The sequence below is a fragment of the Sorangium sp. So ce726 genome (genome assembly GCF_051521405.1).
Classification (GTDB): domain Bacteria; phylum Myxococcota_A; class Polyangia; order Polyangiales; family Polyangiaceae; genus Sorangium.
The window spans coordinates 1,412,796-1,430,312 of record NZ_CP150349.1 but is presented as its reverse complement, the minus strand read 5'-3'; the positions used below and the strand labels follow the sequence as shown (position 1 = coordinate 1,430,312).

18 protein-coding genes are annotated in these 17,517 nt (G+C 69.4%); 14 read left to right on the top strand and 4 right to left on the bottom strand.

Annotation, left to right across the window (positions count from 1 at the left end; all coding sequences use genetic code 11):
- Positions 1-12: 12 nt before the first annotated feature.
- The 4 genes from WME79_RS05325 (at position 13) to WME79_RS05310 (ending at position 3,517) form a co-directional block, all read left to right on the top strand.
- Positions 13-1,020 (top strand): hypothetical protein, encoded by a 1,008-nt coding sequence (locus WME79_RS05325; RefSeq protein ID WP_437532765.1) that lies wholly within the window; start codon positions 13-15, stop codon positions 1,018-1,020.
- Positions 1,021-1,233: 213 nt separating this feature from the next.
- On the top strand, positions 1,234-1,854 hold the full coding sequence (locus WME79_RS05320) for a TetR/AcrR family transcriptional regulator (RefSeq protein WP_437532762.1): 621 nt from the start codon (positions 1,234-1,236) through the stop codon (positions 1,852-1,854).
- A gap of 76 nt (positions 1,855-1,930) precedes the next feature.
- Positions 1,931-2,965, top strand: a complete 1,035-nt coding sequence (locus WME79_RS05315) for a fatty acid desaturase (RefSeq protein ID WP_437532759.1) — start codon at positions 1,931-1,933, stop codon at positions 2,963-2,965.
- 54 nt (positions 2,966-3,019) lie between these two features.
- Positions 3,020-3,517 carry a hypothetical protein gene (locus tag WME79_RS05310; RefSeq protein ID WP_437532756.1) on the top strand — a complete coding sequence of 166 codons (498 nt, stop codon included), beginning with the start codon at positions 3,020-3,022 and terminating at the stop codon, positions 3,515-3,517.
- A 108-nt stretch (positions 3,518-3,625) separates the two neighbouring features.
- On the opposite strand, the gene WME79_RS05305 is transcribed toward WME79_RS05310, so the two are convergent.
- Complete coding sequence (locus WME79_RS05305; protein ID WP_437532753.1) at positions 3,626-4,561, bottom strand: LysR family transcriptional regulator; 936 nt, start codon at positions 4,559-4,561, stop codon at positions 3,626-3,628.
- A 69-nt stretch (positions 4,562-4,630) separates the two neighbouring features.
- On the opposite strand from WME79_RS05305, the gene WME79_RS05300 reads away from it, so the two are divergent.
- A complete protein-coding gene (locus WME79_RS05300; protein ID WP_437532750.1) occupies positions 4,631-4,963 on the top strand; it encodes a cupin domain-containing protein in 333 nt (110 codons plus the stop codon).
- A gap of 85 nt (positions 4,964-5,048) precedes the next feature.
- Here the strand turns inward: WME79_RS05300 and WME79_RS05295 are convergent, their stop codons facing one another.
- Positions 5,049-5,678 (bottom strand): TetR/AcrR family transcriptional regulator, encoded by a 630-nt coding sequence (locus WME79_RS05295; protein ID WP_437532747.1) that lies wholly within the window; start codon positions 5,676-5,678, stop codon positions 5,049-5,051.
- 85 nt (positions 5,679-5,763) lie between these two features.
- On the opposite strand from WME79_RS05295, the gene WME79_RS05290 reads away from it, so the two are divergent.
- From WME79_RS05290 to WME79_RS05275, 4 genes are all read left to right on the top strand, one after another.
- Complete coding sequence (locus tag WME79_RS05290) at positions 5,764-7,431, top strand: alpha/beta hydrolase fold domain-containing protein (protein ID WP_437532745.1); 1,668 nt, start codon at positions 5,764-5,766, stop codon at positions 7,429-7,431.
- 210 nt (positions 7,432-7,641) lie between these two features.
- Positions 7,642-8,013: a YciI family protein gene (locus WME79_RS05285; protein WP_437532743.1), complete on the top strand. Its 372-nt coding sequence runs from the start codon at positions 7,642-7,644 to the stop codon at positions 8,011-8,013.
- Positions 8,014-8,025: 12 nt separating this feature from the next.
- The gene (locus WME79_RS05280) at positions 8,026-8,397 is read left to right on the top strand and encodes a YciI family protein (RefSeq protein WP_437532740.1); all 372 of its coding nucleotides are present in this window, start codon (positions 8,026-8,028) and stop codon (positions 8,395-8,397) included.
- Positions 8,394-9,617, top strand: coding sequence for an RNA polymerase sigma factor (locus tag WME79_RS05275; RefSeq protein WP_437532737.1), 1,224 nt, complete (start codon positions 8,394-8,396; stop codon positions 9,615-9,617). Before WME79_RS05280 ends, WME79_RS05275 begins: the two co-directional genes overlap by 4 nt.
- Positions 9,618-9,728: 111 nt before the next feature.
- On the opposite strand, the gene WME79_RS05270 is transcribed toward WME79_RS05275, so the two are convergent.
- Entirely contained in the window at positions 9,729-10,910 is a 1,182-nt protein-coding gene (locus WME79_RS05270) for an FAD-dependent monooxygenase (RefSeq protein ID WP_437532734.1), read from the bottom strand.
- On the opposite strand from WME79_RS05270, the gene WME79_RS05265 reads away from it, so the two are divergent.
- Positions 10,897-12,075, top strand: a complete 1,179-nt coding sequence (locus tag WME79_RS05265) for a TetR/AcrR family transcriptional regulator C-terminal domain-containing protein (RefSeq protein WP_437532731.1) — start codon at positions 10,897-10,899, stop codon at positions 12,073-12,075. The two genes, WME79_RS05270 and WME79_RS05265, sit on opposite strands and share 14 nt — an antisense overlap.
- 120 nt (positions 12,076-12,195) lie before the next feature.
- On the opposite strand, the gene WME79_RS05260 is transcribed toward WME79_RS05265, so the two are convergent.
- Entirely contained in the window at positions 12,196-12,813 is a 618-nt protein-coding gene (locus tag WME79_RS05260; protein ID WP_437532728.1) for an isochorismatase family protein, read from the bottom strand.
- 156 nt (positions 12,814-12,969) lie between these two features.
- On the opposite strand from WME79_RS05260, the gene WME79_RS05255 reads away from it, so the two are divergent.
- From WME79_RS05255 to WME79_RS05240, 4 genes are all read left to right on the top strand, one after another.
- On the top strand, positions 12,970-13,881 hold the full coding sequence (locus WME79_RS05255) for a LysR substrate-binding domain-containing protein (protein WP_437532725.1): 912 nt from the start codon (positions 12,970-12,972) through the stop codon (positions 13,879-13,881).
- Positions 13,882-13,986: 105 nt separating this feature from the next.
- Complete coding sequence (locus tag WME79_RS05250; RefSeq protein WP_437532723.1) at positions 13,987-14,865, top strand: pirin family protein; 879 nt, start codon at positions 13,987-13,989, stop codon at positions 14,863-14,865.
- Positions 14,807-15,901, top strand: coding sequence for an alpha/beta hydrolase (locus WME79_RS05245; protein ID WP_437532720.1), 1,095 nt, complete (start codon positions 14,807-14,809; stop codon positions 15,899-15,901). The genes WME79_RS05250 and WME79_RS05245 overlap by 59 nt, the downstream gene beginning before the upstream one ends.
- A gap of 30 nt (positions 15,902-15,931) precedes the next feature.
- On the top strand, positions 15,932-17,443 hold the full coding sequence (locus tag WME79_RS05240) for a GMC family oxidoreductase (RefSeq protein ID WP_437532717.1): 1,512 nt from the start codon (positions 15,932-15,934) through the stop codon (positions 17,441-17,443).
- The last annotated feature ends 74 nt before the right edge of the window (positions 17,444-17,517 follow it).

Genomic DNA, 17,517 nt, shown 5'->3' with positions numbered 1-17,517 from the left:
TGCGCGAAGAAAATGCCCGGACACGAAACCGGACAGGCCGCTCCCGCGGGCTTTTCCTGGGAGGATTACGTCGCCTGGCTCGTCGCGCAGCACGGCTCCTTGACCGCGGTCGCCGAGCGGCTCTCCTCCCTGCGTGGCTACGAGGACGACGTGTACTCGATCGAGCGCGCCCTGCGCCGGCTGCGGACGCGTGGCCAGCGGGACGGCGGGACCTGGGGGGCGCGCGCGCTCGCGGCCTTCGGATTGCCGGACGCGCTCACCGAGCGCGCCCGCTGGATGGGCGCCTATCACTCGCGGTTCACCGATCTGCCCCTGCCCCTCGCCCAGGACCTCTTGCGCCTCTGGGATCGACCGCCGGTGAGCGAGGATCCGACCTCCCACGTCTTCCTCGCCCTCGCCCACGCCACCTGCGTGCTGCGCGGCGACGACCGCGAGGCCGGAAAGACGCACCTCGCCCGCATCCGGCCGCTGCTCGGAAAGGCCCCGCCCGAGGCGCGGGTGGAGGCCCTGCTCACAGAGGCCTTCGTGGCGAGCCGTGATGACGTCGCGCGCGTGGCCAGCCTACTCGATGAGATCGAGCCGCTCTTCGAGCTGCCGATGCCCGCCTGCGACCGAGCCTGCCTGTTCGCCCGGTGGATCGATCAACGCGCCTTCGAGCGGAACCGCTCCTGGGGCGGCAAGCAGCCAGATCCGGCGGCTGCGGAGGCGCTTTACCGGCGCATCCCGGAGGACGGTCCGGCCTTCGCCCGGGCGCGGCGCGCGAACGGGCTGGCGTATGCGCGGTGGAAGCAGGGTTTCCCCGAGGAAGGCGCGGCGCTCGCGCGCGAGGCATGCCGGCACGCGGGGGACGGCGGGCACATGCGGATGCGCGCGATGGCGCTGAACATGCTGGCGCGAATCGTGAGCGGCGAGGAGGGCGCGGAGGCGAGGCGGCGGGCGATGGCGATCGCGAACGAGCTCGAGGACGAGGTGCTCAGGCTGCGGTTCGAGCGGCGAGCGGGAGCGGGAAACAAGCGCTGAGGCGGATCAAGCCGCCTTCTCGACCATCTGCTTTTCCTTCCGGGAGACGAGCCGCACCCCGCACCCCGGCGAGGGCAGCGGCGGAATCGTGCGAGTGGGCAATACGGCACGTCGTCGCCCTTGTACCGAAGATCGAGCGCTTCGATGCGGTACTCCTGCTGTACATAGGAGCGTTCCCCGAGCGGCGGCCGTGCGAGGATGTGCGGCGTGCCCATGTCGCCGCAGAAGCCGCGCAAGGATCCGCGCCAGGAGCGCTCGCGCAGCACGGTCGACGCCATCCTCGAGGCCGCCGGTCAGCTGATCGAGCGCGAAGAGGAGGCGAAGCAGAACCGTGTATCGACCACGCACATCGCCGAGCGCGCCGGCGTCAGCGTGGGCTCGCTGTATCAGTACTTCCCCAACCGCGAGGCGCTGGTCGCGGCGCTCTTGCGCCGCTTCGTGCAAAGACGCTTCGCCGAGATCCGCCGGGTGCTCGACGAGGTCGAGCCGCTCCCGCTGGAGGCGGCGCTGCACCGGCTGGCCGGCCGGCTGATCGAGCTCGAGCTGGCCCACGCGCGCGTGATGAGGGCGCTCATGAAGTGGTTCGTGCGGGTGGGCGACTTCGATCTGATCGCCGATGCCGATCGCGAGGCCGAGGCCGCGCTGGCCGAGCTCCTGGTGCGCATCCGGCCCAAGACCCGCGCGGTGGATCCGCAGCTCGGCGGCTTCTTCCTGTTCCACGCAATGCGAAACACCTTGGGCATGGCGGCCTTCCGCGAGGGCGACATGCTGCGCGCGCCGGCGGCGCAGGCCGAGCTCACCCGGCTTTTGTACGGCTATTTGCGGCCCGACTGACGGCCGCTGACGCGCGCGGGCGCGGCGCCGGGAATGCGAATGGGCGGCGCCGGTCGCGCTGCCTAGATCGAGGCGCATGCGTTCCTTCGAATGGGTCACGCGCGCCGAGCCACACCGCGCGCGCCGGCGCCGTATCCTGCGCGAGCACCCCGAGATCCGCGCGCTGTTCGGCTACGACCGGCGCACCATCGCGGTCACGCTGGCGGTGGTGCTCGCGCAGTTCTCCGTCGCCTGGTTGCTCGGCGTGCTCGCCGCGCGCTGGTGGGTGGTCACGCTGGCGGCGGCGACGTTCGGCGCGGTGCTCTCGCACTGGTGCGCGATGGCCATCCACGAGGCGGCGCACGATCTGGCCGCGCGCCGCGCGCGCTCGAACAAGCTGCTGGCGCTGTTCGCCAACCTGCCGATGGTGCTGCCGGCGGCGATGAGCTTCCGCCGCTACCACCTCGCGCACCACGCGCTGCTCGGTGTGGCCGGCGAGGACACCGATCTGCCGCGTTCGCTCGAGGTGCGGCTGATCGGCACCGGCCGCGTGCGCAAGTTCCTGTGGCTGTTCTTCTACTTCGTGGCCTACCTGGGCCGCGCCGCGCGCTTCGCCAAGCTGCCGAACCGCGACGAGTGGATCAACCTGGCCATCCAGCTGCCCGCCGCGTGGCTCTCGTGGCGCCTGCTCGGCGCGCCCGGCTTCACCTACTTGCTGCTGTCGACCTTGATCGGCCACAGCCTGCACCCGGTGGCGGGCCACTTCGTGCACGAGCACTACGTGTACGCGCCCGAGCAGGAGACCTACAGCTACTACGGGCCGCTCAACCACGTGACGTTCAACGTGGGTTATCACGTCGAGCACCACGACTTCATGAACGTGCCCGGCTGGCGCCTGCCCGCGCTGCACCGCATCGCCAAGCGCCACTACGACACGCTGGTCTCGCACCGCTCGTGGACCTGGGTGCTGTGGCACTTCATCACGGACCCAGCCCTGGGCCCGCACGCCCGCATCGTGCGCTCCCGCGCCGTCCATGATGGCGCCGTGAGGCGGACAATCCAGCTTGGCGCCAGCGATGGGAGGAGCATAGCCCCGGGTGCGCAGCTGGAAGACGAAGGTGCAGCGGCGTGACGCGACGGGCGCGGACCTGGTGGGGCTGAGCAGGGTCTCTGGTATCGTGCCCGGATGAACGAGGACGAAGAGCTTCGCGAGCCCGAGAACCTCGAGGAGATCGTCCGCGCGGCGGCGGGCGACGCGGCGGTGCACGTGACCGACGGAGAGAGCGTCGACGACGTGCGCGATTACGGCAGGGTCCTCGACGCGCTCGACGCGATCTCGGGCGGCGTGCTCGATATCACCGCGCGCCGCTTCGAGGAGGGCGCGACGCGCACGATCGTGCTCGAGCGGGGCGCGCGGGCGGCGATCGAGCTCCGCCTGGAAGGCGCTACCGACTGGATCGACCATCCGGCGCTCGTCGAGCAGCTCGATCGCGCGCTCGAGGCGGACGGCGCGCCGGGCCGCTTCTACGCGTTCTGTTCGCGATCGTGGGGACAGGAGGTCGGCTTCGTCTACCTGCCGAAGGTCGAGGGCGAGCGCATTGCGGAGCTCGTCGCGGCCCGGGAGGAGATCGCGATCTTCGAGGACTTCTTCCCCAAGGGGAGCCAGACCGTCGACGAGGACTGAGCTGCGCTGAGCAAGCGAGGCTGGTCGATGGGTTGCTGGTGCCGGGAGGCGCTGGACCGCTGGGCCTACGAGGACCTCCGACATCGGGGCGCCCTCGACAGGCCATCATCAACGGGACCGTCGCTGGCGCGCGCGTGACGGGGTGATGAGGGACGACGGCGCGCGAAGGAGCTCGACGAAGCGCGCGAGCGGAAAGCGCGCAGCCGCGTCGCGCCTGTAGACGGCCGCCCACTTCTCCGGGAGGCCGTCGCGGGTGAGGCGGCGCGCGGCGACCTCGCCGCGCGCGATGTTCGGCGCGACGGCCCAGCGGGAGACGATGCCGACGCCGAGGCCGGCCTTGACCAGATCCACGAGCGCGTCGGTGAGCGGCACGCGCGCGGCGAGCGGCATCGGCGCGCGCTCGCTGGCGATGAGCTCGCGAAGGCGCTCGACGTCGCTCCGCGGGGCGTCGTGGGTGAGGAGCTTCTCGTGACCGAGCTCGATCGCGGTGACGTACGGACGCGCGGCGAGCGGATGCGACGGTGAGACGATCACAGTCCACTCGTCGTCGAAGAGCGGCTCGACCACGAGCGCGCGATCGCGCACCGGCGAGCTCACGATGGCGAGCTCGATCTCGCCGCGGAGGAGCGCGGCGACGGGCTCGCGCCGCGCCTCGAGCACGATGCGCACGTCGACGTGCGGATGGTCCTTCGCGAGCGCCGAGAGGACCGGCGGGAGCCAGTAGTACGTGGTGAAGCACTCGACGGCGATGCGGAAGACCTCGTGCCTGCGCGATCCGGCGTACTGCAGGTCTCGCTCGATACGCGCCAGATCGACGAGCATCGTGCGCGCGGCGTCGAGCAGCCGCGCGCCGGCCGGGGTGAGCTTGAGCCGGCGCCGGACGCGCGTGAACAGGACGACCCCGAGGCGGCCTTCGAGCTCGGCGAGCTGATGGCTCACGGCGGACTGCGTCAGGTGAAGACGCGCCGCGGCGCGCGTGGGCCCGCCCTCTTCGGCGATGGCGCGGACGAGGCGGAGGTGGCGGATCTCGAGCATCTGGGACATGAGCTGCCCTCATGAATCCATGCGAAACATGAGTTTCTCACATGTCGAGGTGACGATCATAGTGGACCCATGAACACGACGACCTTCCGCCCCCAGCAAGATCAGTCCTTCGAGACCGTCGCGCCCGGCATCCAGTTCAGCTTCCTGCGCCGCCACGACAGCGGCCATGGGCTGACGGTGCTCGTTCGCATGGAGAAGGGGTCGCACGCGCGGCGCCACGACCACCCCGGCGGCGAAGAGACGTACCTCGTCTCGGGGAGGCTTCGAATCGGCGAGCGGGTGCTCTCGCCAGGCGACTACCTCTGGACCGCTCCAGGCGAGAGCCACGACGGATACGCCGAGGAGGAGAGCGTCTTTTTCGTCGTCCTCCCAGCCGGCCTCGACCTCACCGACGCGCGCTGAGCGGCGGCCCTCGGTTGGGTGAGCGCGCTGGAACATCGGTGGGCTCGCCGAGCGCGGTGAGCGCGCCAGGATGCCGCGCGCCGGATCAACGGCCCGTGAGGTAGCCGGCCACGAGACGCGTCGTCTCGTCGAGGAACGTCTCCAATTTCGGGCCGGCGACGTGGTCGCCGGCGTTCACCACCGCCGTGTGCGTCAGCGTCTCGACTGTCTTCACGCACATGAAGGCCGCGAGGTCGAGATCGCTCACCGCGAGCTCGTCGCGGTGCACGTCGAGATAGCCGCGCACGAGCGCGTAGGCCTCATGATCCAGCGCTTCCACGTTCGCGAGCCTCCCGACGCGCGGGAGCTGCTCGAACAGCACCCGATGCAGTCGCGGATCGACCCGGTGAGCGTCGACCATGACCGCCACCAGCCTGCGTACCGCCGTCTCGACCGGCTGGTCCATGACGTCGGCCAGCGCCACGCGCACCACGCCCATCATCTCCTCCATGTGGCGGTCGATGACGGCGGCCACGAGCGCCTCCTTGCCGGGGAAGTACTGGTAGAGCGAGCCGATGCTGGCGCCCGCCGCAAGCGCGATCTTGTTCGTGCTGGCCGTGTCGTAGCCCTCCTTCACCAGAATGCGAGCGGTCGCCGTGAGCAGCGCGTCGACGGTCCGCTGCGCCCGTTGCTGGGTGGCGAGTTTCCTGGGCGCGGTCTTCGGTCTCCTGGTCATGTGCGGCGCCTCCGGAATGCGAGCGGACCGAATATGAGCCATCGCTCACAATGAGTCCACCACCGCGTTCCCGAGGAGCATCGACATGAACATCACGCGCGCCGGCCACCCGCGGGACTTCACCCCCGCCGTGCCGTTCCTGTGGACCTATGACCTCATCGTCGCCGCGCTGACGCGGGAGGCTCGCTGGCGGGGCGCGCTGCTGCGGCAGCTGCGCCCGCAGGCGGACGACGTCATCGCCGACCTCGGCTGCGGCACGGCGTCCTTTCTCGCGCTGCTCGGTCGACACGGCACGCGAGCACGTTTGATCGGCGTCGACCCGGACACAGCGATCCTCGCGATCGCGCATACCAAGCTCGTCGAGGCCGGCGTATCCGCCGACCTGCGGCATGGCTACCTGCGCGACGCGGCAGCGTTGTTCTCGGGGAGCAGCGTCACCAAGATCGTCTCCAGTCTGGTCTTCCACCAGGTGCCGCTCTCGGAGAAACGAGCGGGGCTCCGTGCCATCCACGACGCCCTCGTGCCCGGCGGCGAGCTGCACGTCGCCGACTACGGCCTGCAGCGCACGCGGCTCATGCGCGGGCTCTTCCGCGCGGTGCAGCTGGTCGACGGCTTCGCGGACACGCAGCCGAACGCCGACGGCTTCCTGCCGGAGCTGATGCGGGAAGCCGGCTTCGTGGAGGTCGAGGAGACCGAGGTCATCGCGACCGCCACCGGCTCGATCTCGCTCTATCGTGCCGTGAGGCCGCTCGATCCGGCCGCGCGGCGAGCCACGGTGGGCGGCCGGTCGCACGCGCTCTCACCGCGGCCTCCGGAGGACGCCGGCCCGAGCTGGCAGACCCGCCTGCTCCATGGCCTGTTCCGGCTCGCGGGCATCAAGAAGGGCTACGGTTCTGCCGCTGCGGTGCAGGCGCACGTCCGGCGCCTCGGCGAGCGGCCCGCGCCCCACCGCCCGACAGGGCTCGGCAAGAACGTGAGCATATCGCTCGAGACCGCCGAGGGATGGCCCGTCTACCACACGGCGCCCGCGGCGTATCCTCAGGCGCGGCAGCACGTCGTCTATCTTCACGGCGGCGGCTACATCAACGAGATCAAGCGCCGGCACTGGGGGCTCATCGGTGAGCTGACGACGAAGGGCCCCGCGCGGTGCGTGGTGCCGATCTATCCACTCGCGCCGCTGTCCACCGCGGATGCGACGGTGCCGGCCCTTGCCGGGCTGCTGCGGTCGCTGCTCGAGGCCGTGGGGCCCGAGGACGTCACGGTGATCGGCGACTCCGCCGGCGCAGGGATGGCGCTCGCCGCCGCGCAGGTGCTGCGCGACGGTGGCGGGCCGCGGCCCCGGGCCATGATCCTCATCTCGCCCTGGCTGGACGCGTCGGTGAGCGGCGCGGAGCAGGCCGCCATCGCCGCGCGCGACCCGCTGCTGGATGTGGCCGGCCTGGCCGAGGCAGGGCGGATCTACGCCGGCCCGCTGGCGGTCACACACCCCTTCGTGAGCCCGCTGAACGGCGATCTCCGGGGCCTTCCGCCCCTGATCCTGTTCACCGGCACGCGCGACCTGCTGCATCCGGACAGCCTCGCGCTGGCGCACGCGGCGGCGCAGCAGGGCGTGCCCGTCGATCTCCACGTGGGCGACGGGCTCGCCCACATCTATCCGCTTCTCCCGACGCCCGAGGGCCGCGCGGCGCGCGCGCGAATCGTCCGCGCCGTCGCGGGACCGGCGGACGACATCGCGCCCAGTCGGCGAACCTGAAGCTCAGGTCGGCGGCGCCGGCCCGCCCGTTCCACGCACGCGGTACAGCACTGGGGTAGGATGCCTTCCGCTTGGTGCTACGTCGCGGTAATCCCAGGCGTTTCAGGCGTGGAAGACCTTCCGGAAAAAAAACGCCGCCTCTTGTCGATCCGGGGCTGGCTCGAACGGCTTAGCTACGTCCCCGCACGGACATCACCCAAGGAGAACGCCGTGAAGTACCTCTGCCACCTGTACTACAACACCAAGAAGTTCGACGCCTTGACCAAGGACGCGCTCCAAGCGCTCGTCGCCGAGTGCCAGCCGCACGACGCGGCGCTCAAGAAGACCGGGCAGGTGTCGGCCATCGGGAGGCTCGCTCACGGCACGGCGGTGACGCTGCGCGCGCAGGAAGGGCGGACGACGACGACCGAGGGCGGCCGGAACGGCGGCGACGACCAGATTGGCGCCTTCATGATCGTCGAGGCACGCGACCTGAACGAGGCGGTGCGCATCGCTTCCTTGCACCCGGCGGCGAACACCGGCGAGCAGCTCGGGTGGGCCGTGGAAGTCAGGCCCATTCAGGCCTTCGAGCAGCCTGCGTAAGGGTGAACCGCGATGAAATACCTGTGTTTGGCCTACTATGACGTCCCCACCTACGAAGCGCTGACCCCCGAGCAGAAATCGGCTCTCTTTCCGAAATGCAAGCCGCACGACGACGCGCTGCGCGCGACCAAGAAGCTCGTCGTGAGCGCGTCGCTCGGCGCGGCGCCGCGTACGGCGCGTACGCGCGCCGGCAAGGTGTCGATCACCGACGGGCCCTACGTCGAGACGAAGGAGCAAATCGGCGGCCTCTTCATCATCGAAGCAGACGACTTCGAGGAGGCCATGGAGATCGCCGCCAAGCATCCGGCTGCCCGGATCGGTGAGGAGCTCGGCTGGGTGGTGGAGGTGCGGCCCATCGACAGGTGGCTCGAGCCGGAGCCGTGAACGCGACCATCGACGCAGTCTATCGCCGCGAGTCGCGGCGTGTGCTCGCGACGCTCATCCGCCTCCTCCGCGATTTCGATCTCGCGGAGGAGGCGATGCACGAGGCATTCGCCGCCGCGGTGGTTCGCTGGCCAGAGGGAGGCGTCCCCGAGAACCCGCATGCGTGGCTCGTGAAGACGGCTCGGTTCACGGCGATCGATCGCATGCGCGGGCGAGCGCGATTCGATCGCGCGATCGCCGATCTCCTGCGAGCGGTCGAGACCGAGGGCGAGGCAGAGCCCGACCCCGAGCACGATGTCGCCGACGATCAGCTCCGCCTCGTCTTCACCTGCTGCCACCCGAGCCTCCCCACGGATGCGCAGGTCGCGCTCACCCTTCGCGAGGTCTGCGGCCTCACCACGGAGGAGATAGCGCGCGCCTTCCTCGTCAACCCGGCCACGGTTGCGCAGCGGATCGTCCGCGCCAAAGCGAAGATCCACGACGAGAAGATCCCGTATCGAGTCCCGACCGCCGCCGAGCTCGCCCAGCGCCTGGATTCGGTATTGAGGGTCGTGTACCTGGTCTTCAACGAGGGCTACTCCGCCTCCGCAGGCGAGACCCTCACGCGCCACGACCTATCGGCAGAGGCCATCCGCCTCGGTCGGCTCCTGCTCGATCTCATGCCGGAGCCCGAGGTGATGGGCCTCGTCGCCCTCATGCTGCTGCATGAAGCGAGGCGGCTCGCTCGGACGGCCAAGACGGGCGACATGGTGCTGCTCGCCGACCAGGATCGATCGCTATGGGACCGCTTCCAGATCGCGGAGGCGTCGACCCTCGTGGAGCGCGCGCTCCGTTCTCGCCGCTTCGGCCCGTACACGCTCCAGGCCGCGATCGCCGCCGTCCACGCCGAGGCCCCTGACGCCGCGAGCACGGACTGGCCGCAGATCGTCGGCCTCTACGACATCCTCGTGCGCGTCGACCCATCACCGATCGTCGAGCTCAACCGCGCGATGGCCCTCTCAATGCGCGACGGACCCGAGGCCGCCCTATCCATCCTCGACCGCCTCCATGACGGCGGTGACCTCGACGATTACCAGTTTCTCCACTCCGCGCGCGCCGACCTCTTCCGGCGTGTAGGCCGGCGCGAGGAAGCGCTCGCCGCCTATCGCCGCGCGCTCGAGCTTGCACGGCAGGAGCCCGAGCGGCGTTTCCTTCAGAGGCGGATCGACGAGCTGGCTTGAGAGCCTCTGCCCTGCAGACAGCCGTCCCCGGACAGAGCGTGCGGAGCTGCGCCGTGCTGCGGATGCCCGCGGGGGGTCCGATCTCACGCGCGCGTCAGCACCTCGAGGAGGTCACGCCGGGTACGCGGGGAGCACGAGGTCGCTGGCGGCGCTCGTGACCATCTTCTCGAACCAGCGGGAGAGCGGACGCGAGGTGAGCGCCCGGTACATCGTGTTGCGCAGCGCGAGCTGCACGCGGGTCGGTGGTGCGAAGAACGAGCCGACGTGTTTCGCCCCCTGCTGGCAGCGCCGGGCATACCGGCGGATCCGCGCTTCGTAGCGCTGGAACGCGGCGCGGTGGTCTCCCTTCGCGACGGCGAGCTCACCCGCGAGCACGTACGCGCAGACCACGGCGAGGCCGGTCCCCTGTCCGCCGATCGTGCCGCCGTAGCCGGCATCGCCCAGGAGCACGACGCGACCGCGCGAATAACCATCCATGTCGATCCGCCCCACGGCGTCGAAATACAGACTCGGACTCTGCCTCATCGCCTCCAGCAGACGCGGGACCTCCCACCCCATCCCCGCAAAACGCTCGGCGAGGATCGCCTTGTGCTGCGCCACGTCGCGCGGGTCATGGTCGAGCGGCCTGGAGGCGAACATCAGGAGCGCCGTTGCCTCCTCGGGGCGCCGGGCGCTCCCGAGGCTGGCGGCCCGCCCCGGCTCGCTGAAGATGAGGCCCTGGTGATCGAGGCCGAGGTGGTTCGGCGCGGCGAACGTCGCCACGTAATAGCCGTGGAAGCGCAAGAACCTCGACTCGTCGCCGAACGCGAGCGCGCGCACGCGGGAGTGCAGCCCGTCGGCGCCCACGACCAGATCGAAGCGTCGCGGCCGGCCGCGCTCGAACGTGACGTCGACGCCGTCGGGCGTCTCGGTGAGCGAGGCGATGCTGTCGTCGAACACGAACTCGGCCGCGTCCTTCGCGGCCTCGTGGAGGATGCGGCTGAGATCGCCGCGCTCGATCTCCACGTCGCCGCTCGCGAACGCCGCGGGGAGCGTGACGAGGCGCCGGCCGGCCTCGTCCACCATCGCGAGATCCCGCATGTGCGTCTGATGCTGTCGAATCGCATCGAGCACCCCCATCTCGCCGAGGACGCGCAGGTGCGTCGGCCCGCGGAAGTCCACGGCGTTGCCCCCTGCCCGCAGGGCGGGGGCGCGCTCGACCACGGTGGGGATGAACCCGCGACGCGAGAGCCAGTAGGCGAGCGCGGGGCCTGCGATGCCTGCGCCGGAGACGAGAACGGTGCCGTTCGACATGGGGACCTCGGGTGGAGGGCTGCGTACGCCGTACGCAACCGATCGCGTACGACGTACGCACGAGCATGGCGACGACGGTGGCGTCCGGCACCCCACGAAGGACGCCACAGCCGAAGATTCTAGGCTAGAACAGCTGCGGGGCCGCGCTGCGTCCCGGCAGCATCGCGCGCTCTTTCAGCCGACCATCTGTGCTAGTACAGTCACCATGCCTCCGGTGAAGCGCGGCACGCCGGCGAACCGTCGCAAGTCGGCCGACGGACCGCCCTACCTGCAGATCGTCAACGACCTGCGCGCGCGCATCGCATCCGGGCGCCTCCGCGCGGGCGATCGCGTCCCTTCGACGCGCCAGATCGTCCGCTCCTTCGGCGTCGCGCTCGCCACCGCCACCAAGGCGCTGTCGACCCTGCGCCACGAGGGGCTCATCCGATCGGTCCCGCGCTCGGGCCACGTGGTGGCCGAGGGCGATCGCGCGGCACCTGTGCAGTCCGAGCGAGGCGGCCCCCTGACGCGCGAGCGGATCGTGCAGGTCGCCATCCGGCTCGCCGACGACGAGGGGCTCGACGCCCTCTCCATGCGCGGTGTCGCCGCGAAGCTCGGCGTGCCGACGATGTCGCTCTACCGGTACGTGGAGGGGAAAGACGCGCTCGTGCTCCTCATGATCGACGCGGTGTTCGGCGAGCACCCGCTGCCGAAGTCGCCTCCTCGCGATCTGCGCGAGGCCCTGATCCGCGCGGCCCGCGCGCAGTGGGCGTTGTACCGGCGGCACGGATGGCTCGCGCACGTGCTGCCGCTCGCGCGGCCGGTCGCGCTGCGCAACGTGATCGCACACGCCGAGTGGATCCTGCGCGCCATGGAAGCCCCCGGCCTCGACGCGGTGACCCGGCTCGAGGCGCACATGACGCTCTACAGCTACGTTCGCGGCATCGCCGTGAACCTCGAGTCGGAGCGCGAGGCCGAGGCCACCACGGGAATGACCGAAGCGCAGTGGAACGAATCGCAGGGGGCCGCGTTCCTGGCGATCGCGACGTCGGGGCCCTATCCGAGCTTCGCCAGGCTGCTGAACGAGCTCTCGGGCGGGTACGATTTCAACCTCGATCGTGTGTTCGAGTTCGGCCTCCAGCCGATGATCGACGGCCTCATGAAGACGTTGCGACCGCGCGAATGAACGGGAACGGTCACGACGAGGAGATTGACTTTCGTGACGGCGAGCCCGCCGCTCGCGTGGACTTGCTGTGGGAGCCTTGCCGCTCGCCAGCGCCCGCGGGCTCTACCGACACCGCCTCGTTCACTTGCGCAGAGCGCTGGCGACCTGGCCGACGAGCGTGGCCCAGGGCATGTCGAGCGCGGCGTAGACGGCGCCCGCCTCCGGACGGCCGTTGTCCTTGAGGATCTCGACCATCAGGGTCGCATAGTCGGACAGGACGACGCCGGCCTGCTGCATCCGGAACAGGTTCACGTCGTGCTTGGTCTCGCTGAACGTTCCGGAGGCGTCGACGGCCACATACGCGTCCAGCCCGCGCGCGACGGCCGTCATCGCCGGGAAGCCCGCGCACACCTCGAGCGAGATACCGGCGAAGATCAGCTTCTTGCGGCCGGTCGCTTCGATGGCCCTGGCGACGCGCGGGTCGTCGTAAGCGTTCACGGTCGAGCGATCGATGATCTCGACGCCGGGCAAGGCGTCGACGAGCTCGGGGAAGGTCGGCCCCCACATGCTGTCGCGCGCCGTCGTGGTGACGACGATCGGCAGCTGGAGCGCCCTGGCGGCCTTCGCCAGGGCGACGACGTTGTGCTTCAACTCGCCGGTCGAGTAGTCGCGGACGCCGGTCATGAGGCCGACCTGGTGGTCGACAAGGATGACGGCGGCGTTGTCCTGGGTGAGCGGTTCGTACTTGCGAATGGTCATGGGTCCTCCTGAGTTCATCTCCGGATCCCGGTGGGTCCGGCGCTTCGGAGTCACGAACGTTTGCCGTGACGACGCGAGAACTACCCGCTGGACGAACAACCCAAAAGACGGCAAAATCCGAACTCAGCGTCCGACCCGTTGGACGATCGGGGAAACATGCTGGATTTGAACGACTTCTTCCTGTTCGTGCAGGTGGTCGACCGGGGCGGATTCACGGCCGCGAGCCGCACGCTGCGGACCCCAAAGTCCACGCTCAGCTACCGCATGCAGCAGCTCGAGAGCAACCTCGGGGTCCGGCTTCTCAACCGCACGTCGCGCAAGTTCGGGATGACGGATGCGGGCGAAGATTTCTATCGGCACGCGGTCAGCATGCTTCGCGAAGCCGAGCTGGCCGAGGCCACGATCCGGCAGCGCCTGGTCGAGCCGAGCGGCACGATACGCTGCACCGGCGGCGTGGCGACGATGCAGTTTGCGATGTCCGACATCGTCGCGGATTTCCTGGTGCAGTATCCGAAGGTCAACGTCGTCGTGCATGCGGTCGACCGCGCCGTCGACATCGTCGGAGAGAACTTCGACGTCGCCATCAGAGCGCACTCCGATCCGCTGCCGGATTCCAATCTGGTCCAGCGGACGCTCGCGCCCGCCCCCTGGTACCTGTTCGCCGGATCCGACTACCTCGACGAGAAAGGCGAGCCGCAGAAACCCCAGGATCTGCGCGAGCATCCATCGCTGTTCATGATGCGGACCGGGGTCGATCCGGTCTGGCGGCTGCGCCACGTGCGTCAGGCCAAGAGCGAGGCCGTGGTGCCGCTGACGCCGCGGCTGTTGAGCGACGATATGGTCGGCCTGCAGCAGGCGACGATCAGAGGTCTCGGGATCGTCGCCCTGCCCGGCTACATCTGCCGGGCAGCCGTGAAGTCCGGCAAACTGCGCCGGGTGCTGCCGAGCTGGATCGCGGGCGACTCCACGATCACCGCGCTCATCCCCTACAGGCAGGGGCTGCTTCCATCGGTGCGCGTCTTCCTCGATCACCTGGCGGCCGAGCTTCCGAAAGCCGTTCTGATCTAGGTCGTCCAATCAGTTGGACGCTACGTCTCAAAAATGGCGTCTTTTCGGTCAACGTTCCCGCAACTAGATTGGCCTCCAGGGACGCAAATGTCTGGAGGGTGATCGATGACCAGGACTGCAACCTCAGAAAAAGCCGACGGGCGCGCCGAGAGGCTCGGCGGAATCGTCGCCGCCACCCCGCACACGATCGGAGGCGGATTCACCGCAGCTCACTTCTCGGAAGAGGCGTTCGGCGGACGCATGGATCCGCTGCTGATGGTGGACGACTTCGTGATGACCGCCCCGACGTTCGAGCCGCATCCTCACGCCGGCATCTCCGCCGTCACCGTGATGTTCGAGGACGCGAAGGGTGAATTCCGGAACCGCGACACGCTCGGCCACAACATCGCGCTGCAGCCCGGCGATCTGTACTGGCTGGCGGCGGCCAGCGGCGCCGTTCACGAGGAGCGTCCGGAAGAAGGCGCGCGAACCCACGCTCTGCAGATCTTCGTCAACCTGCCGCGCCGCCTCAAGAAGGAGCCGGCTCGCGCGCTGCACGTGCGCGCGGGAGACGTGCCGGTGCTTGCCGCCCCCGGACACCGCGTCCGGGTGCTGCTGGGGCGCACCGGGACAGCGATCGGAGCCGAAGGCACGCCCGAGGAAATGACGATGCTCGACGGCTTCCTCGACAAGGGCGGTCGCTTCTCGCACCGCCTGCCCGACGGCCGCCAGGCCTGGATCTACGCGGTCTCGGGTCGACTGACGGTCCGATGCGGCGACTCCCAGCGCACGCTGAAAGCGGCCACCGCGACGACCGTCGATGCCGGCACAGAAGCCGAGATCGCGCTGGAATCCGACGAGCCTGCGCATTTCGTCCTGATGGCGGCGAAGCCCATCCGCGAGCCGTTCGTCAAACACGGGCCGCTGGTGATGTCCACCGAGGCGGATGTCCGCCGGACGCTCGCGTACTACGCAGAGGGCAAGTTCGGGCGCATCCCGACCTAGCCTCTCCTTGCAGATCAACGCCCCACGCCACGCGCGACACGTAGCTCCGCGCGGAAGGCGGGGCCATGTCCAACGATGGAGAACGACGATGTCGAAAATGCATTCGCAGGATCATCAACGGAGCAAAACGGAGATCATCAAGCTCTCGCCCGAGGAGCGGCAGCGCGAAGCCGCGCTGCGCGAGCGGTTCGCCAACTTCTGGGCGACGGCGACGGGAGACCAGAGGACCGTCTACGATGCTTTCATCTCCGGCTCTCCTTTGACCAGCGACGTCACGCTTGAAGCTGTCGACGAGGCGGGCGTGCGGGGCTTTTTCATCCGTCCGCCGCAGGCCGAGCCGAAGCGGGCGATCCTCTACCTGCACGGCGGCGGCTACGTCCTCGGCTCGGCGAAGGCATACCGCGGATTCGTCAGCCAGATCGTCAGCCGCACGAAGATCCCGGCGCTCGTCATCGATTATCCTCTGGCGCCCGAAGCTTCGCTGCCGGCCGCTCCGGACGCGGCGCGGACTGCTACCATGTCTCTGGTCGCCAGGGGCTTCGACCGCATCGCGATCGTCGGCGACTCCGCGGGCGGCGGCCTCACGCTCGTGACGCTGGCGGGTCTGACCGGAAAGCCCGCTGGTCCGGCGCCGGTCGCGGGCGTCGTGTTCTCTCCGTGGGTGGACCTTTCCTTCACCGGCGCGTCGATGACGGACCCGGGCATCGTCGATCCGTTGATCGGTCACGCCTACCTGCAGGACTGCGCCCGCAAGTACGTGGGCGCCCATAGCTCCTCCGATCCGCTCGCCTCGCCGCTGTTCGGCGACCTGAAAGGCCTGCCGCCGCTCCTCATCCAGGTCGGCACCGACGAGCGCCTGCTCGACGATTCCAAACAGTACGCCGATCGCGCGGCGAAGGCCGGAGTCCCCGTCGAGCTCCAGATCTTCGAGGGCATGCACCACGTCTTCCAGCTCGACGTCGCGCACCTCGAAACCAGCAGGAACGCGCTCGATCGCGCCGCCCGCTTCCTCCGCGACACCTTCGATCGCGGCTGAAAGGAACCCGTCAGGAAAGGAGAAGCCCCAATGGCCAACGAAACCCAACAATTCGACGTCATCATCGTCGGCGGCGGATCCGCAGGCGCCGTGCTCGCGAACCGCCTGAGCGAATACCGGGACCGTCGGGTTCTTTTGCTGGAAGCTGGCCAGGCCTACACGCCGGCGAACACTCCAGACGTGATCGCGAACGCCAACCGCGTGGGCGGCGATCGCGAGCACGGCTGGGGCTACCACACCCAGGATCACCTCGGGCTCGGTCACGACGTGAACGCGATCCGCGGCAAGGTGCTGGGCGGCAGTTCGGGCGTGAACGCGGCGGTCGCGATCCGCGCCAGGCCGTCCGACTTCGCGCGCTGGGCAACACACGGCGTGGAAGGCTGGTCGTTCGAGGACGTGCTGCCGATCTTCAAGGCGATGGAGAACACGCCGACCGGCGAAGACGCCTGGCACGGGCGCACAGGCCCCTTCCCGATCCGGCAGCGGACGATGGAGGAGAATACCCCGTCGATGCGCGCGTTCGTGCTCGCCGCGGAAAAATGCGGCCTCGCGCGCGTCACCGACTTCAACGGCGCCGAGCAGCACGGGGTGTCGCCCTACCCATTGAACGTCGTCGACGGCAAGCGGATCAACACCGGCATGGCCTACCTCACGGAAGACGTACGCCGCCGGCCGAACCTGACGATCAGAGGAGGCGTCGAGGTCGACAGCGTCGTGTTCGAAGGCCGCCGCGCGACCGGCGTGCGCCTCATCGGTGGCGAGACCATCGCGGCCGGTCAGGTGATCCTGTCGGCCGGCGCGTACGGCAGCCCCGCGATCCTGATGCGTTCGGGCATCGGCCCGTCATCGCATCTGAAGGAGCTCAGCATTCCCGTCCTCGTCGAGGCACCGGTCGGCCAGCGGCTGAAGGAGCACCCGTTCTATTACAACGTCTATGCGCTGAAACCCGAGACCAGGTCGATGACGCCGGTCGCCGGCGCGATCCTCTGGACCAGGTCCAGCGAGGCGGGCGCGGACGAGCTCGACCTGCACATCTCCGGCACGCACATCTTCGATCCGGCCCAGAGCCCGACCGGAGGGGCGATCGTGCTGGCCTGTTCGGTGACGCTGCCGAAGTCGAAGGGATCGATCCGCCTGGCGAGCCGCGATCCCCGTGCGATGCCGCTGATTCGCTTCAACTTCTTCGAGGACCGCAGCGATCTGCGGCGGATGATGGAAGCTGTGCGCCTGTCACGCAAGATCGGCGAGACCGCGCCGTTCAGCGGCGTTGTCGAGCTGGAGATGACCCCCGGCAAGGACGTGCAGGACGACGCCGCGCTGGAGAAGGCGATCATCGCGCAGGTCGACGGCTACTCCCACCCGACATCCTCCGTCCCGATGGGCGGACCGAACGATCCGGGCGCCGTCGTCGATGCAGGGGGCGCGGTCCGCGGCGTTGACGGCCTGCGCGTCGTCGATGCGTCGATCATGCCGGACATCATCTCGGCGCCGACGAACGTGACGACGATCATGATCGCCGAAGCCATCAGTCGGAAGCTCTGAGGCGACGAGCGCGCCGCACCAACAGGAATCGACCCGGTGTCGCAGGGCGACACGCCCCTGCGCGGGGCGATCGC

Excerpts from the sequence above, each read along its gene's own strand:
- WME79_RS05325 (WP_437532765.1), top strand. The coding sequence starts at position 13 with ATGCCCGGACACGAAACCGGACAGGCCGCTCCCGCGGGCTTTTCCTGG.
- WME79_RS05320 (WP_437532762.1), top strand. The coding sequence starts at position 1,234 with ATGTCGCCGCAGAAGCCGCGCAAGGATCCGCGCCAGGAGCGCTCGCGC.
- WME79_RS05315 (WP_437532759.1), top strand. The coding sequence starts at position 1,931 with ATGCGTTCCTTCGAATGGGTCACGCGCGCCGAGCCACACCGCGCGCGC.
- WME79_RS05310 (WP_437532756.1), top strand. The coding sequence starts at position 3,020 with ATGAACGAGGACGAAGAGCTTCGCGAGCCCGAGAACCTCGAGGAGATC.
- WME79_RS05305 (WP_437532753.1), bottom strand. The coding sequence starts at position 4,561 with ATGTCCCAGATGCTCGAGATCCGCCACCTCCGCCTCGTCCGCGCCATC.
- WME79_RS05300 (WP_437532750.1), top strand. The coding sequence starts at position 4,631 with ATGAACACGACGACCTTCCGCCCCCAGCAAGATCAGTCCTTCGAGACC.
- WME79_RS05295 (WP_437532747.1), bottom strand. The coding sequence starts at position 5,678 with ATGACCAGGAGACCGAAGACCGCGCCCAGGAAACTCGCCACCCAGCAA.
- WME79_RS05290 (WP_437532745.1), top strand. The coding sequence starts at position 5,764 with ATGAACATCACGCGCGCCGGCCACCCGCGGGACTTCACCCCCGCCGTG.
- WME79_RS05280 (WP_437532740.1), top strand. The coding sequence starts at position 8,026 with ATGAAATACCTGTGTTTGGCCTACTATGACGTCCCCACCTACGAAGCG.
- WME79_RS05270 (WP_437532734.1), bottom strand. The coding sequence starts at position 10,910 with ATGTCGAACGGCACCGTTCTCGTCTCCGGCGCAGGCATCGCAGGCCCC.
- WME79_RS05260 (WP_437532728.1), bottom strand. The coding sequence starts at position 12,813 with ATGACCATTCGCAAGTACGAACCGCTCACCCAGGACAACGCCGCCGTC.
- WME79_RS05255 (WP_437532725.1), top strand. The coding sequence starts at position 12,970 with ATGCTGGATTTGAACGACTTCTTCCTGTTCGTGCAGGTGGTCGACCGG.
- WME79_RS05250 (WP_437532723.1), top strand. The coding sequence starts at position 13,987 with ATGACCAGGACTGCAACCTCAGAAAAAGCCGACGGGCGCGCCGAGAGG.
- WME79_RS05245 (WP_437532720.1), top strand. The coding sequence starts at position 14,807 with ATGTCCGCCGGACGCTCGCGTACTACGCAGAGGGCAAGTTCGGGCGCA.
- WME79_RS05240 (WP_437532717.1), top strand. The coding sequence starts at position 15,932 with ATGGCCAACGAAACCCAACAATTCGACGTCATCATCGTCGGCGGCGGA.